The sequence below is a fragment of the Streptomyces sp. NPDC093510 genome, from assembly GCF_040683555.1.
Lineage (GTDB): Bacteria > Actinomycetota > Actinomycetes > Streptomycetales > Streptomycetaceae > Streptomyces.
In genome coordinates, this window is the sequence record NZ_JBFBEE010000001.1 from 81,880 (window position 1) to 97,558 (window position 15,679).

General features: G+C 71.8%; 11 protein-coding genes. 5 read left to right on the plus strand and 6 right to left on the minus strand.

Annotation, left to right across the window (positions count from 1 at the left end; all coding sequences use genetic code 11):
- Positions 1 to 240: 240 nt before the first annotated feature.
- Genes AB0N81_RS00290 through AB0N81_RS00300 form a run of 3 tightly spaced genes read right to left on the minus strand, consistent with a single transcriptional unit; the run spans position 241 to position 4,120 of the window.
- Positions 241 to 2,625, minus strand: coding sequence for a molybdopterin cofactor-binding domain-containing protein (locus tag AB0N81_RS00290; RefSeq protein WP_365354288.1), 2,385 nt, complete (start codon positions 2,623 to 2,625; stop codon positions 241 to 243).
- Between the two features lie 2 nt (positions 2,626 to 2,627).
- A complete protein-coding gene (locus AB0N81_RS00295) occupies positions 2,628 to 3,230 on the minus strand; it encodes a (2Fe-2S)-binding protein (RefSeq protein WP_365354289.1) in 603 nt (200 codons plus the stop codon).
- Positions 3,230 to 4,120, minus strand: coding sequence for a xanthine dehydrogenase family protein subunit M (locus tag AB0N81_RS00300; RefSeq protein ID WP_365354290.1), 891 nt, complete (start codon positions 4,118 to 4,120; stop codon positions 3,230 to 3,232). The genes AB0N81_RS00295 and AB0N81_RS00300 overlap by 1 nt, the downstream gene beginning before the upstream one ends.
- 337 nt (positions 4,121 to 4,457) lie before the next feature.
- Between AB0N81_RS00300 and AB0N81_RS00305 the strand changes: the two genes are divergently transcribed.
- Positions 4,458 to 6,134 carry a PucR family transcriptional regulator ligand-binding domain-containing protein gene (locus AB0N81_RS00305; protein WP_365354292.1) on the plus strand — a complete coding sequence of 559 codons (1,677 nt, stop codon included), beginning with the start codon at positions 4,458 to 4,460 and terminating at the stop codon, positions 6,132 to 6,134.
- 186 nt (positions 6,135 to 6,320) lie between these two features.
- On the plus strand, positions 6,321 to 7,082 hold the full coding sequence (locus AB0N81_RS00310; protein ID WP_365354293.1) for a hypothetical protein: 762 nt from the start codon (positions 6,321 to 6,323) through the stop codon (positions 7,080 to 7,082).
- Positions 7,083 to 7,107: 25 nt separating this feature from the next.
- On the opposite strand, the gene AB0N81_RS00315 is transcribed toward AB0N81_RS00310, so the two are convergent.
- Positions 7,108 to 7,776, minus strand: coding sequence for a GntR family transcriptional regulator (locus AB0N81_RS00315; RefSeq protein WP_365354812.1), 669 nt, complete (start codon positions 7,774 to 7,776; stop codon positions 7,108 to 7,110).
- Positions 7,777 to 7,972: 196 nt separating this feature from the next.
- Between AB0N81_RS00315 and AB0N81_RS00320 the strand changes: the two genes are divergently transcribed.
- Positions 7,973 to 8,836, plus strand: coding sequence for a (2Fe-2S)-binding protein (locus AB0N81_RS00320; RefSeq protein WP_365354294.1), 864 nt, complete (start codon positions 7,973 to 7,975; stop codon positions 8,834 to 8,836).
- A gap of 206 nt (positions 8,837 to 9,042) precedes the next feature.
- Positions 9,043 to 10,125, plus strand: a complete 1,083-nt coding sequence (locus AB0N81_RS00325) for a DUF2637 domain-containing protein (RefSeq protein WP_365354296.1) — start codon at positions 9,043 to 9,045, stop codon at positions 10,123 to 10,125.
- 39 nt (positions 10,126 to 10,164) lie between these two features.
- Here AB0N81_RS00325 and AB0N81_RS00330 read toward each other — a convergent pair whose 3' ends face one another.
- Positions 10,165 to 10,650 (minus strand): ATP-binding protein, encoded by a 486-nt coding sequence (locus tag AB0N81_RS00330; RefSeq protein WP_365354298.1) that lies wholly within the window; start codon positions 10,648 to 10,650, stop codon positions 10,165 to 10,167.
- Positions 10,651 to 10,829: 179 nt separating this feature from the next.
- Between AB0N81_RS00330 and AB0N81_RS00335 the strand changes: the two genes are divergently transcribed.
- Positions 10,830 to 13,874 carry a glycoside hydrolase family 38 C-terminal domain-containing protein gene (locus AB0N81_RS00335; RefSeq protein WP_365354299.1) on the plus strand — a complete coding sequence of 1,015 codons (3,045 nt, stop codon included), beginning with the start codon at positions 10,830 to 10,832 and terminating at the stop codon, positions 13,872 to 13,874.
- A 39-nt stretch (positions 13,875 to 13,913) separates the two neighbouring features.
- Here the strand turns inward: AB0N81_RS00335 and AB0N81_RS00340 are convergent, their stop codons facing one another.
- Positions 13,914 to 15,656: a pyruvate dehydrogenase gene (locus AB0N81_RS00340; protein ID WP_365354300.1), complete on the minus strand. Its 1,743-nt coding sequence runs from the start codon at positions 15,654 to 15,656 to the stop codon at positions 13,914 to 13,916.
- Between the last annotated feature and the right edge of the window lie 23 nt (positions 15,657 to 15,679).

The window sequence follows — 15,679 nt, forward strand, 5'->3', positions numbered from 1 at the left end:
CTACTCCCAAGGTTCACAGGGGCACCCGCGGAGTTGCGGGATTTGGGATGGTGCGTTGGCTGCACGACCCGGGGGACGGCCCGAGACGAACGACATCTCCCTCGGGGAGAGGGGGAGTTGGGGCTCCGAGCGGTGTGGGCGGCGGGAAGTGTGACGTTCCTGGGAGGCACACACCGCTCGGAGAACTTGTACTGATCCCCGAGCGGGGGGATCAGCTCCGCGGAGAGATCCGCGGAGGGATCACGTTCCGGTGAGGTGTTCGGGCCGTACCGGCGTCTTGTTGAGTTCCAGACCCGTGGCCGCGCGGATGGCCGCGAGGACCGCCGGGGTCGAGGAGAGGGTCGGGGCCTCGCCGATGCCGCGTACGCCATAGGGCGCGTTCGGGTCGGCGAGCTCCAGGTAGTCGACCGGGATGGTCGGGGTGTCGAGGATGGTCGGGAGCAGGTAGTCCGTGAAGGAGGGGTTCTTCACCTTCGCGGTCTTCGGGTCGACGATGATCTCCTCCATCACCGCGACGCCGAGGCCCTGCGTGGTGCCGCCCTGGATCTGGCCGATGACGGAGAGCGGATTGACCGCCTTGCCGACGTCCTGGGCGCAGGCCAGCTCGATGACCTTGACGAGGCCGAGCTCGGTGTCGACCTCCACCACCGCGCGGTGCGCGGCGAAGGCGTACTGCACATGGCCGTTGCCCTGTCCCGTGCGCAGGTCGAAGGCCTCGGTGGGGCGGTGCCTGAACTCCTCCTCCACCTCCACGGCCTCGTCCTCCAGGACCTCCACGAGGGTGGTGAGGACCTCGCCGCCGTCGGTGACGACCTTGCCGCCCTCCAGGAGGAGTTCGGCGCCCGCCCACGCCGGGTGGTACGAGCCGAACTTGCGCCGGCCGATCTCCAGGACCTTCTCGCGGACGATCTCGCAGGAGTTCTTGATGGCGCCGCCGGTCATGTACGTCTGGCGGCCCGCGGAGGTCGAGCCCGCCGAGCCCACCTGGGTGTCGGCGGGGGCGATGGTGACCTGCTGGACGCCGAGCTCGGTGCGGGCGATCTGCGCGTGGATGGTGACGCCGCCCTGGCCGACCTCGGCCGCGGCGGTGTGCACGGTGGCCACGGCCTCGCCGTTGATGACCTCGATGCGGATCTTCGCGGTCGAGTAGTCGTCGAAGCCCTCGGAGAAGCCGACGTTCTTGATGCCGACCGCGTAGCCGACGCCGCGGACGACGCCTTCGCCGTGCGTGGTGTTGGAGAGGCCGCCGGGCAGCGCGCGGACGTCGGCGCCCTCGCTGGACTCCCACTGGCGCTCGGGCGGCATCGGGCGTGCCTTGACGCGGCGCAGCAGCTCGGCGACGGGGGCGGGCGAGTCGACCGGCTGTCCGGTCGGCATGATCGTGCCCTGCTCCATCGCGTTCTTCTGCCGGAACGCCACGGGGTCCATGCCCAGCTTCGCGGCGACCTTGTCCATCTGCGCCTCGTACGCGAAGCACGCCTGGACCGCGCCGAAGCCGCGCATGGCGCCGCAGGGCGGGTTGTTGGTGTAGAGGCCGATCGCCTCGATCTCCACGTCGTCGATGACGTACGGGCCGACCGAGAGGGACGAGGCGTTGCCGACGACCGACGGGGTCGACGACATGTAGGCGCCGCCGTCCAGGACGATCTTGCACTTCATGTGCGTGATCTTGCCGTCCTTGGTGGCGCCGTGCTCGTAGTAGAGCTTCGCCGGGTGCCGGTGGACGTGGCCGAAGAAGGACTCGTACCGGTTGTAGACCATCTTGACGGGCTTGCCGGTGCGCAGGGCGAGCACAGAGGCGAGGATCTGCATCGAGATGTCCTCGCGGCCGCCGAACGCGCCGCCGATGCCCGCCATCGTCATGCGGACCTTCTCCTCGGGCAGACCGAGGCAGGGGGCGATCTGCTTGAGGTCCGAGTGCAGCCACTGGGTGGCCACGTAGAGGTCGACGCCGCCGTCCTCGGCGGGCACCGCGAGGCCGGACTCCGGGCCGAGGAAGGCCTGGTCCTGCATGCCGAACGTGTACTCGCCCTTGACGATGACGTCGGCCTTCTTGGCGGCCTCGGCCGCGTTGCCGCGGATGATCGGCTGGCGGTGCACGATGTTCGGGTGCGGGACGTGCCCGGCGTGGTGGTCGCCGCGGTCCTCGTGGACCAGGATCGCGTCGGGGGCGGTCGCGGACGCCTCGTCCGTGACGACCGGGAGCTCCCGGTACTCGACCTTGATCTTCGCGGCGGCGCGGCGCGCGGTCTCCGGGTGGTCGGCCGCCACGAGGGCGACCGGCTCACCGTGGTGGCGGACCTTGCCGTACGCGAGGACCGGGGTGTCCTGGTACTCCATGCCGTAGTTCTTCGCGGCCGGCAGGTCGTCGGCCGTCAGGACGGCGTAGACGCCCGACAGGGCCACGGCCTCGGAGGTGTCGATGGACACGATCTCGGCGTGGGCGACCGTGGAGCGCAGGACCTGGCCCCAGATCATCTCCTCGTGCCACATGTCCGAGGAGTAGGCGAATTCGCCGGTGACCTTGAGGGTGCCGTCGGGGCGCAGCGTCGACTCGCCGACGCCGCCCTTGGTCTGCGAACCCTGGGTGACGTTGGCGGGGATGCCGGTGGTGGTGCCAGCCATGATCAGACCGCCTCTCCCTGACGGGCCGCGGCCAGCCGGACCGCGTCCAGGATCTTCTCGTAGCCGGTGCAGCGGCAGAGGTTGCCGGAGAGCGCCTCGCGGATGTCCGCGTCGGACGGCGAGTCGTTGCGCTCCAGGAGCTCGTCGGCCGCGACGAGCAGACCGGGGGTGCAGAAGCCGCACTGGACGGCGCCGGCGTCGATGAACGCCTGCTGGATCGGGGAGAGTTCGGCTCCCTCGCCGGTCTGCGAGTCCTGGCCCTTGGCGCTCCAGTTCTGGGCGGCCTGGAGCGAGGTGCCACAGGCGCCGGAGGCGCCGGAGACGCAGCCGCCGCCGGGGTGGGCGTCGGCGCGGTGCTTGGCGTAGTCGGCGAGGCCCTCGACGGTGGTGACCTCGCGGCCCTCCACCTGGCCGGCCGCGACCAGACACGAACAGACCGGCACGCCGTCGAGCCGGACAGTGCAGGAACCGCACTCCCCCTGCTCGCAGGCGTTCTTGGAGCCGGGCAGGCCCATGCGCTCACGCAGCACGTAGAGAAGGGACTCACCCTCCCACACGTCGTCCGCTTCCTGCTGACGGCCGTTGACCGTGAAGTTCACGCGCATTATGCGACTCCCTCAGTGCTGCGGCCGTTGCCGCGGTAGGACTCCCAGGTCCAGCCGAGCGTGCGGCGGGCCATGATGCCGACGGCGTGACGGCGGTAGTTCGCCGTGCCGCGCACATCGTCGATCGGGTTGGCGGCCCCGGAGGCGAGCTCCGCGAACTGCTTGGCGATCGAGGGGGTGATGATCTTCCTGCTGTCCCAGAAGCCGCCCTCTTCCAGAGCCGCGTTCAGGAACTCCTCGGCCGCCTTCGCCCGGATGGGGGTGGGGGCGGCCGACCCGATGCCGGTCCGCACGGTCCGGGTCTCGGGGTGCAGCGCGATGCCGAAGGCGCACACGGCGATGACCATGGCGTTGCGGGTGCCGACCTTCGAGTACTGCTGCGGCCCGTCCGCCTTCTTGATGTGGACGGCACTGATCAGCTCGTCCGCGGCGAGGGCGTTGCGCTTCACGCCGGTGTAGAAGTCGTCGATCGGGATGAGGCGGGAGCCCCGCACGGACTCCACCTCGACCTCGCAGCCGGCGGCCAGCAGGGCCGGGTGGGCGTCACCGGCCGGGGAGGCGGTGCCCAGGTTGCCGCCGACGCCGCCGCGGTTGCGGATCTGCGGGGAGGCGACCGTGTGCGAGGCGAGCGCCAGGGCGGGGAGCTCGGCACGCAGCTCCTCCATGATCTGGGTGTACGGGACGGAGGCGCCCAGCCGGACCGTCTCCTCGCCCACCTCCCACTCGCGAAGCTCGGCGACGCGGTTGAGGTCGAGCAGGTACTCGGGACGGCGGTGGTCGAAGTTGATCTCGACCATCACGTCGGTGCCACCCGCAATCGGCACAGCCGTGGGGTGCTCGGCCTTGGCGGCGAGCGCCTCCTCCCAGCTGGCGGGGCGAAGGAAGTCCATGAGGCTCTCTTCTTGTATCGAGGGTCGTTCGCTTCGGGGGACGGGAGGATTCCGTTCCGGCCACTCGGGCCGTTCGTCCCTCGACTGCTCGTTCATGTGCTGTTAACGCGGAGTGGGCCAAGTACACCGCCCGCTCGTCCGATGGGGTCAGTCACCGAAACCATGAAGGAGTTGGCTGGCCAAGCTGCGCGTCTTGTAGATTCGTATGAAGAACGGGCCCCCGTAACCTCGCGGATTCCCCCGGGAAACCGGAGTCGTCCTGCGACACAGGGCCCCGGCGCTACAGAGCGCACATGTTTGTACACACCATTCGAGACAGATCGGCGGCGACGACACCATGCGGCTGCGCGCACTCCTTGACACCGACGCGCTGGGCCTGCGGCTGCTCGGCGGCGAGGACGAGCTGGACCGCACCGTGCGCGGTGTGATGACCACGGACCTGCGGGACCCCAGCCGCTATCTGGCGGGCGGCGAGCTCGTGCTCACCGGTCTCGCCTGGCGCCGAGACGCCTCGGACACCGAACCCTTCGTACGGACTCTCGCGAGCGCCGGGGTCGCCGCGCTGGCCGCCGGTGAGGCCGAGCTCGGCGACGTTCCCGACGACATCGTGCAGGCCTGCGCCCGGCACCGGCTTCCGCTCTTCGCGGTCAACGAGTCCGTGGCCTTCGCGACGATCACCGAGCACGTCGTGCGCCAGGTCTCCGGCGAACGCGCCGGGGACCTCGCGGCCGTCGTCGACCGGCACCGCCGCCTGATGACGTCGGGCCCGGCGGGCGGCGGCCCCGACGTCGTCCTCGACCTGCTCGGCACCGACCTGGACCTGCGGGCCTGGGTCCTGTCGCCCGCGGGGCGCGTGATCGCCGGGTCGGGCGCGGCCGGAACCACCCTGCCCGCGCCGCTCTGCGCGCGCCTCGCCGGGGAGCATCTGGCGGCCGTCCGGACGGGCCGGCGCGGCCCGCACCGCGTGACGGTGGACTCGGTCACGTACTCGCTGTTCCCCATTCGGACCAGTGGGCGCGGAACGGCCGGCGCCGCGCGGGACGTGCGCGAGTCGGTGCTCTCCGACTGGGTCCTCGCGGTGGAGGCCGACGCGGGCGACTGGCCCGAGGAGCGGCTCGACCTGCTGCAGGGCGTGACGCAGCTGATCGCGGTGGAGCGCGACCGGCGCGACGCGGCCCGCACCGTGCGCCGCCGCCTTGCCCAGGAGGTCCTCGAGCTGGTGCAGACGGGCGCGGCCCCCGCGGAGATCGCGGCCCGGCTGCGCGTCGCCGCCCCGGTGCTGCTGCCGGGCCTCGGCACGGCCCCGCACTGGCAGGTCGTGGTGGCCCGCGTGGAGTGGGAGGGCGGAGATGTCGACGGCGGCCCGGTCGCCCAGTCGCTCCTGGAGGAGATCCTCGTCGACCCCCGGTCGGCGGGCCCCGAGCCGTCCGACCGGATCGCGGTCGCGCACACGGGTGACGAGGCGATCGCCCTCGTACCGCTGCCCGCGGTCTCCGGCGAGCACGACGGCCCGGAGACGGGATTGCTCGCGGACGCGCTCCTCGCGTCCGTCCACGACCCGCTGTCGGCGGGCCTCGACGGGGACGGCCGCCTCACGCTGGGCGTCAGCGCGTCCGTGCACTCGGCGGAGGGGCTGCGCGGTGCCCTGGAGGAGGCGCGGCACGCCCGCCGGGTGGCGGCGGCCCGCCCGGGGCGGGTCTGCGCGGCCGGGCACCAGGAGCTGGCCTCGCACGTCCTTCTGCTGCCCTTCGTGCCGGACGACGTGCGGCGGGCGTTCACGGCGCGGCTCCTTGACCCGCTGCGGGAGTACGACCAGCGCCACCGCGCCGAGCTCATCCCGACGCTTGAGGCGTTCCTCGACTGCGACGGTTCGTGGACGCGCTGCGCCGCGCGGCTGCACCTCCACGTCAACACGCTGCGCTACCGGGTGGGCCGTATCGAGCAGTTGACGGGCCGTGACCTCTCGCGCCTGGAGGACAAGCTCGATTTCTTCCTCGCCCTGCGGATGAGCTGAGGGAATCCGGCGGTGATCCGGCCGGCGGCGACGGGGCGCCGACCGGCTCGAACCCGTCCCCCCGCCCGCCCTTTGTGAAATCTTTCACCCGACCTCTTGGCCCGGCGCCGCGATCCATGCTGAGATTCGCCCACGACTCAACAGCTCAATGGGGTGCTCGGGGAGGGCAACGTGGCGCATACCGCCATGTCTGGTACCGGAACGACTGCAGAGCACGATCCACTCCAGACCGCGGTATGGCGGCTGCGCTCGCGCGGCTGCTGGACCGACGCTGCGGCGCTGCTCGCCTCACGGGCGGGGGCCGCCGCGGCACTCCAGAGGGCGGCGCTCCTCGTCGAGCGGTGCCTGTTCACCGGAGACGGCTGGAGTGAGGCCGAGGACGTCCTGCGGACCGCGGAGGCGCTCGCCGAGGACGACGGCGACCGGGGGGCCGCGGCCTGCGAGCGGGGCCAACTGGCGTACGCGTCAACGGTTCTGGGTGTACGCGACCGGGCCGACGAGGCCCGCACGGCGCTCGGCAGGGCGGCCGCGCTGCTCACCCCGAACGCCCCGGGCCGGCCGCTGCTCGACTTCCGCCGGGGGCTGATCGCGGAGCACATCGCGGACTCGCCGCAGTCGGCGAAGGCGGCGTACCGCAGGGCGCACGCGGGCGCCACCGCCCACTCCGACTCGCTGCTGCTCTCCTTCACCTGGCGCCACCTCGCCGGACTCGCCCTGCGCGACGGGGAGTTGGCGGAGGCGCGGCACGGCTTCGCGGAGTCCCTGCGCATCCGCGAGGAGCTCGGCTATCTGGTCGGCACCGCCCCGGCGCTCGCCGCCCTCGCGGACGCGGAACCGGAACCGGAGGCCACCCGCCTGCGCGCCGAGGCCACCCGCCTCTTCCGCCTCCTGGGCGGCGTACCGTCCTGGCTCGCCCAGCACCTGCAGCCCCCGGCGGCAGCGGTCTAGCGCCCTCTTCACGGGCGCCGCCCCGTCAGCCGTCGGCGCCCGTGAAGTGTTCGCGGACCAGGGAGGAGACGACGCAGAAGTCCTGGGCGGTCAGGGCGTCGAGGAGGGCCATGTGTTCGGCCGCGTCCGCCACCAGGTCCGCTCTGCGGCCCGCGACGGGGCCGCTGGCCAGGGGCCACTGGGAGCGCCGGTGCAGATCGTCCGCGACCTGCACCAGCTGCTGGTTGCCCGAGAGGGCGAGCACGGCGCCGTGGAAGGCGCGGTCCGATTCGGCGTAGCGCGCGAGGTCGCCGACCGCCGCCGCCGTCGCGGTCGCCTCGGCCAGCGGCCGCAGCTCCGCCCAGCGCGCCGCGGGCACCGTGCGGGCGAGCCGCAGCATCACCGGCACCTCGATCAGCGCCCGCACCTCGGCCAGCTCCGCCAGCTCGCGCGTGCTGCGCTCGGTGACCCGGAAGCCGCGGTTGGGGACGACCTCCACGGCGCCCTCGGTGGCCAGCCGCTGCATCGCCTCGCGGACGGGCGTCGCGGAGACGCCGAAGCGCTCGCCGAGGGCCGGCGCCGAGTACACCTCGCCGGGCGTGAGCTCGCCGCCGACGAGGGCGGCGCGCAGCGCGTCGAGGATCTGTCCGCGTACGGAACTGCGCCGGACCACGCGCCGCGCCCCGCGCGTCCCCGCGCCCGCCTGCTCCGGCACCCGGACGCGCGGCGCCCCGGCGAGGGACTCCCCCTCGCGTGCTCCGGTCTGCTCCACGACGTCCGCCCGCCCCGCTGGTGAATGTTCTGAAAGGTACGAGAGGCACCATAGGCGGACACGACCCGAGTTGAAACCTCGATCACGTCGGGTAAGGTAAGGCTTACCTGCTATCGATCGCGATTCGGTGGTCCCCCGCATGTCCGTACCCACGTTGGCCGCACCCGCCCAGGGCGCCCCCAGTGCCGTAGCGGACTCCTACGCCCGCCTGGGCGAGGTGTACTCCGGACTGCTCGTCACCGAGCTCGGACCCGAGGACCAGGCTCCACAGGGCGGCGGCTGGGTCACCGCCGCCCGGCTCGCGGAGGGCGGGGCCGACCTCGACGCGTTCCTCGCCTGGGACAACGCGCAGATCCTGAAGGACTACGAAACGCAGGCGCGCCCCGACGTGGTGGCCAGCTTCGGTCTGCACCGCTACGCCTGGCCGGCCACCCTGCTCATCACCGTCCCCTGGTTCCTGCACCGCCGCGTTCCCCGCTTCCCGGTCGCCAACGTCTCCTTCCAGCGCACGGTGGGCCGCATGGCCGTGCGCGCGGAAGGTTTCGCCTGCCTCCCCGGCGACCCGGCCGCGGCCCTGCCCGGCGCCCGCGTCGTACCGGACGAGGAAGCACTGCGCGCGGAGGTGCGGGCCGCGGTCGCCGAGCACCTGGGGCCGCTCCTGGACGGTTTCGGCCCCCGGATGCGGCGCCGCTCCCGCGCCCTGTGGAGCCTCGCCACCGACGAGATCGTCGAGGGCCTCTGGTACGTCGCCCACCTCTTCGGCGAGGAGCAGCGCGCGATGACCGAGCTGGAGCGGCTCCTGCCCGGCGCCACCAAGCCGTACGTCGGCACGGCCGGCTTCCGTGAGCTGACGGGACCGAACGGCGAGTCGCTGCCGACCCGCGACCGGGCGAGCTGCTGCATGTTCTACACGCTGCGCCCCGACGACACCTGTGTCACCTGCCCGCGCACCTGCGACGCGGAGCGCGTCGCGCGGCTGAGCGCGACCGCCGCGGCGAGCTGAGCCCCCGCCGCCGCTCGAACCACCCCTTCGTGCACGTTTAATCGAACTCAACGCCCGGCATTCCGCCGCGAGTTCGAGCAGAAGTACGCCGCACGCGGTCCCTCGCACCCCCTTGGCGTCCTCTTGCCCCGAAACCCCTTGAGAGCCGTTCCGGTTGGGTCAATATGGCGCCCGATACGCCCTACCGCGATGCAAGGGACCCCCAGATGAGACTGACCGACATATCGCTGGACTGGCTGCTCCCCGGCGGCGTCCTGCTCCTGGGCATGCTGGTGGCGGTGGCGGTGCTCACGCGCGGCAAGCGAGGCCACGGCAAAGCAGCGAAAGGTTCCGCGAGCGACGACTCGTGGGAGCGCAGCGAGGAACGCCGCAGACGCAAGGAAGCGGTCTACGGAACCGCGTCCTACGTCCTGCTGTTCTGCTGCGCAGCGGTCGCCGCCGCGCTCTCCTTCCACGGCCTGGTCGGCTTCGGCCGGCAGAACCTCAGCCTCACCGGCGGCTGGGAGTACCTGGTCCCGTTCGGCCTCGACGGCGCGGCGATGTTCTGTTCCGTCCTCGCCGTGCGCGAGGCCAGCCACGGTGACGCGGCGCTCGGCTCGCGCCTCCTCGTGTGGACGTTCGCGGGCGCGGCCGCCTGGTTCAACTGGGTGCACGCGCCACGGGGGCTGGGCCACGCGGGGGCTCCGCAGTTCTTCGCCGGGATGTCGCTGTCGGCGGCGGTGCTCTTCGACCGCGCGCTGAAGCAGACCCGCCGGGCGGCACTGCGCGAGCAGGGTCTGGTGCCGCGGCCGCTGCCGCAGATCCGCATCGTGCGGTGGCTGCGCGCGCCCCGTGAGACCTTCGGCGCCTGGTCGCTGATGCTCCTCGAAGGCGTACGCACCCTGGACGAGGCCGTCGAGGAGGTCCGGGAGGACCGCCGCGAGAAGGAGCGCACGCGGCTGCACAGGCGTGACAGGGAGAAGCTGGAGCGCGCTCAGCTCAAGGCGATCAGCCGTGGCCACCGGGGATACGCCCGCGGCGGCGGCCGGCAGGTCGACGTCCCGGCCGTCGCACCGGCCGCGGGGTCCGCGCAGGTCGGCGCGGACCCTGCCATAGCGGCGCAGGAGCAGCTGCCGGTACGCCCCCGCCCCTCCCTCCAGGCCGTCAGGGACGGCCGTGACCCTGCCGATCCCGCCGACCCCGCCGCCCCGGTCACCGTCGACCTGACGGCGGAGGACGACACGCAGACCCTGCCCCGGCTCGACTCGCTGGAGCAGAAGCTGAAGGACCTGGAGCAGCAGTTCGGCTGACCGTGCCGCCTCCGGGGCCGCGGCCGGGCGGCGGCGGGCTCACGCCGCGCCGCCGCCGTCCAGCTCGAACCACACCGCCTTTCCGACTCCGTGCGTCCGTACGCCCCACGCGTCCGCGAGGGACTGCACGAGGATCAGGCCCCTGCCGCTCGTACCGTCGTCGGCGGTCGGTACGCGCGGCTCGGGGCGGCGTCCCACGAAGTCGCGCACCTCGACGCGCAGGCCGCGCGGGCCCACGGTCGCGGTGACGATCGCGTCGTGGTCGGTATGCACCAGTGCGTTCGTGACCAGTTCGCTGGTGAGGAGTTCGGCCACATCGGACCTGCCCGGTTTTCCCCAGTGCCGCAAAAGCTCCCTCAGGGCCTTCCTGACCTCGGGCACCGCGCGCAGATCCGATCTCCCCAGCCTGCGCGTGAGCTGCCCCCTGTGGGGCTCGCCCGGCGCTTCACCGGTCCTCTCGTCGCGTAAGTTCGGTGAGGAGGCTCCGATCGAACCGGAGCCGCCCCCTCGTGACTGCCTCCTCATGACCCCCGCCCACAAAGCGATGTGTCAGCCTCCCTGCTCGAACAGCCTCACGGGATGCATGCCCCGGGCCCGTGGCGGCACGCCTGTCGAATCGTCAACCTTTGGCGGGGGATGCTCCGGAGGGTTGGGGGGAAGTGAAGCGGTGGACCCCACCGCCGAGCGTTTCGAGGAGCCCCCGAGTGCACGACGACAGACTGCTGGTGGAAGGCCGCCTGGAGCGGGCGCTGCGCCAGTTCATCCGTCCCGCCCAGTACGCGCGGCGCGTCCCGCTGACCCTCTCCGTCTGGCACGCGCCGGGCGAGCCGGTGCCCGTGGAGGCCGCGCTCGAAGCGGAGTACGAGCCCTTCGAGACCGGCACGGAGTGGGGAAACCCCTGGTCGACCAGTTGGTTCCGGCTTCAGGGGCAGGTGCCCGAGGAGTGGCGGGGAAGCCGCGTCGAAGTGGTGATCGACCCGGGCTTCACCGGCGACGGGCCCGGCTTCCAGGCGGAGGGTCTGGTCTACGACGCGTCGGGCGTTCCCCTCAAGGGTGTTCACCCGCGCAATCGGCATATTCCGGTGGCCTCCCCTGCTCAGGGCGGCGAACCGGTGCACCTGCTTCTCGAGGCGGCGGCCAATCCCACGGTTCTGCACGACTTCGTGCCGACACCCCTCGGCGACGTACTGACCGCAGGCAATAGCCCGATCTACCGATTCGTGTCTGCCGATCTCGCCGTACTGGACGAGGACGTATGGCAGCTGACCCTGGACATCGAGGTCCTTTCCGAGCTGATGCGCGAACTGGACGCCGAACGTCCGCGTCGGCACGAGATCCTGCGGGCCCTGGAGGACATGCTCGACGCGCTCGATCTGCACGACGTCGCGGGCACGGCCGCCGCGGCCCGCGCCGAGCTGACGGAGGTCCTCGCGAGGCCCGCGCACGCGAGCGCACACCGCGTATCGGCAGCCGGACACGCGCATATCGACTCGGCGTGGCTGTGGCCGCTGCGCGAGACGGTACGCAAGGCTTCGCGGACCTTTGCCAATGTGACGGCTCTGGCCGGGGAGTATCCGGAGCTGGTCTTCGCGTGCTCGCAGGCCCAGCAGTACGCCTGGGTGAAGGAGCACCAGCCGCACATCTGGGAGCGCATCAAGAAGGCGGTGGCGGACGGCAACTGGGCGCCGGTGGGCTCGATGTGGGTCGAGTCGGACGCCAACATGCCGGGCGGTGAGGCACTGGCGCGGCAGATCACGCACGGCACGCGGTTCTTCCGCGAGGAGCTCGGGGTCGAGACGGAGGAGATCTGGCTGCCCGACTCCTTCGGTTACACCGCCGCCTTCCCGCAGTTGGCGAAGCTCGCGGGCATCCGCTGGTTCCTCACCCAGAAGCTGAGCTGGAACCAGTCCAACAAGATGCCGCACCACACCTTCTGGTGGGAGGGCATCGACGGCACCCGCGTCTTCACCCACTTCCCGCCCGTGGACACCTACAACTCGCAGTTCCACGGCGCCGAACTGGCCCACGCGGAGCGGAACTTCGCCGACAAGGGCCGCGCGTCCCGCTCCCTGGTGCCGTTCGGCTGGGGCGACGGCGGGGGCGGGCCCACCCGCGAGATGATGGAGCGGGCCCGTCGGCTGCGTTCCCTGGAGGGCTCGCCGCGCGTCGAGATCGAGAAGCCGTCGGCGTTCTTCGCGGCGGCCGAGGAGGAGTACGGCGCGCGGGCCCCCGTCTGGTCCGGCGAGCTCTATCTGGAGCTGCACCGCGCCACGTACACCACCCAGGCGGCCACCAAGCGCGGCAATCGGCGCAGTGAACACGCTTTGCGCGAGGCGGAGTTGTGGTGCACGGTCGCCGCGGTGCGCGATCCCGCGTACGTCTATCCGTACGACACGCTCGACCGTCTGTGGAAGACCGTGCTGCTGCACCAGTTCCACGACATCCTGCCGGGCTCGTCGATCGCCTGGGTGCACAGGGAGGCGCGCGACACCTATGAGCGGGTCCTTGCGGAGCTCGCCGAGATCACGGCGTCGGCCGTGCGTTCCCTCGGCGCGGGCGGGCCCACAGTGCTCAACGCGTCACCGTACGCCCGCAGCGAGGTCGTCGACCCGGGCGACGGCACCCTGGCGCGCGTCGACGTCCCCGCACTCGGCACGCAGGGTCTGGACGCCGCGCGGGACCCCGGGCCCGGAGCGGTCGCGCACACGACCGGCGACACGATCCTGCTCACCAACGAGCATCTGAGCGTCACCGTCGACGCGGCCGGTCTGCTGACCTCCGTGACGGACCTGGACGCGGCCCGCGAGGTCCTCGCCGCCCCCGGAAACCTCCTCCAGCTGCACCCCGACCACCCCACGCACTACGACGCCTGGGACCTCGACAAGCACTACCGGAACCGGCACACCGACCTCACGGACGCCGAGTCCGTCGAACTCGTCGAGGACGGGCCGCTGCGGGTGGCGGTGCGGGTGGTTCGGGCCTTCGGGGACTCCCGGATCACGCAGGAGATCCGGCTCGCGGCGGGCAGCCGGCGTCTGGAGATCGTCACGGACGTCGACTGGCGGGAGTCGGAGAAGGTGCTCAAGGCCGCCTTCCCGCTGGACGTGCACGCCGAACGGTCCGCCGCCGAGATCCAGTTCGGCCACGTGCACCGGCCCACCCACGCCAACACCGGCTGGGACGCGGCACGTTACGAGATCTGTGCGCACCGCTGGCTGCGGGTGGCCGAGGAGGGGTACGGCGTCGCGGTGCTCAACGACTCGACGTACGGCCACGACGTGACGCGCGCGGAGCACGACGGCACGCTCGGCACCACGGTGCGGCTGACGCTGCTGCGGGCCCCGCACAGTCCGGACCCGGAGACGGACCAGGGCACGCACCGGTTCACGTACGCGCTGCTGCCCGGGGCGGACACCGGCGACGCGGTCGCGGAAGGGCTCGCCCTCAATCTGCCCCTGCGGGTGGCCGACGCGCCGGTACTGCCGTCGCTGGTGAGCGTCGACCACCCGGCGGTCACCGTCGAGTCGGTGAAGCTCGCGGACGACCGTAGCGGCGATGTCGTCGTACGGCTCTACGAGTCGCGCGGCGGGCGTGCCGCGGCCACGCTCAGCACGTCGTTCCCCGTGGCGCGGGCCGAGGTGACGGATCTGCTGGAGCGGCCGCTGCACGAGGCCGCGACGGACGAGGCGGGACTGGCCCTCGCGCTGCGGCCGTTCCAGATCGTCACGCTGCGGCTGCGTCCTGCCTGACGCTTCCGCGTGCCGGGGCCGGGGTCATGACACAGGCGCTCACGGCCTCGGCACGTTCCGCAGGTTGGACCGGGCCATCTGCAGCATGCGGCCCACGCCGCCGTCCAGGACGATCTTGCTGGCGGAGAGGGCGAAGCCGGTCACCATGTCCGAACTGATCTTGGGCGGGATGGAGAGGGCGTTCGGGTCGGTCACGATGTCGACGAGGGCGGGGCCCTTGTGCGCGAAGGCGTCCTTGAGTGCGCCCGCGAGCTGCTTGGGCTTCTCCACGCGGACACCGTAGGCACCGCAGGCGCGGGCGACGGCGGCGAAGTCGGGGTTGTGGTTGTCCGTGCCGTACGACGGGAGGCCCGCGACCAGCATCTCCAACTCCACCATGCCCAGGGAGGAGTTGTTGAACAGGACGACCTTCACCGGCAGATCGTGCTGGACGAGGCTGAGGAAGTCGCCCATCAGCATCGAGAAGCCGCCGTCGCCGGACATCGAGACGACCTGCCGCTTCCGGTCGGTGAACTGGGCGCCGATCGCCTGCGGCAGGGCGTTCGCCATCGAGCCGTGGCTGAAGGAGCCGATGATGCGGCGCCTGCCGTTCGGGGTGAGGTAGCGGGCCGCCCATACGTTGCACATGCCGGTGTCGACGGTGAACACCGCGTCGTCGGCGGCGATCTCGTCGAGGACCGAGGCCACGTACTCGGGGTGGATCGGGATGTGCTTGTCGACCTTGCGGGTGTACGCCTTCACGACGCCTTCGAGGGCGTCCGCGTGCTTCTTGAGCATCTTGTCGAGGAACTTGCGGTTCGTCTTCGGCGAGACGCGGGGGGTCAGACAGCGCAGGGTCTCGCGCACGTCGCCCCAGACGGCGAGGTCCAGCTTCGAGCGGCGGCCGAGGTTCTCGGGGCGCACGTCGACCTGGGCGATCTTGACGTCGTCCGGCAGGAAGGCGTTGTACGGGAAGTCCGTGCCGAGCAGGATCAGCAGATCGCACTCGTGGGTGGCCTCGTACGCGGCGCCGTAGCCGAGCAGGCCGCTCATGCCGACGTCGTACGGGTTGTCGTACTGGATCCACTCCTTGCCGCGCAGGGCGTGGCCCACCGGCGACTTGATCTTCTCGGCGAACTCCATCACCTCGGCGTGCGCGCCCGCCGTGCCGCTGCCGCAGAAGAGGGTGACCTTGTCGGCCTCGTCGATCATCGCGGCGAGCCGCTCGATCTCCGCGTCGCCGGGGCGCACGGTCGGGCGGGACGTCACGAGCGCGGTCTCCGCGGCCTTCTCCGGGGCGGCCTCGGACGCCACGTCTCCGGGCAGCGACACGACGCTGACGCCGCTCTGCCCGACGGCGTGCTGGATGGCGGTCTGGAGCAGTCGGGGCATCTGCTTGGGGCTGGAGATCAGCTCGCTGTAGTGGCTGCACTCCTGGAAGAGCCGGTCGGGGTGGGTCTCCTGGAAGAAGCCCAGGCCGATCTCGCTGGAGGGGATCTGTGAGGCGAGGGCGAGGACCGGGGCCATGGAGCGGTGCGCGTCGTACAGGCCGTTGATCAGGTGGAGGTTGCCGGGACCGCAGGAGCCCGCGCAGGCCGCCAGTCTTCCGGTGATCTGGGCCTCGGCGCCGGCCGCGAAGGCCGCGGTCTCCTCGTGCCGCACCTGGACCCAGTCGATCTCCTTGGTGCGGCGGATGGCGTCCACGACCGGGTTGAGGCTGTCGCCGACGACCCCGTACAGGCGCTGCACGCCCGCGCGGACGAGGATGTCGACGAACTGCTCGGCGACGTTCTGCTTGGCCATGCTGTACGCACCTCTCGACACGG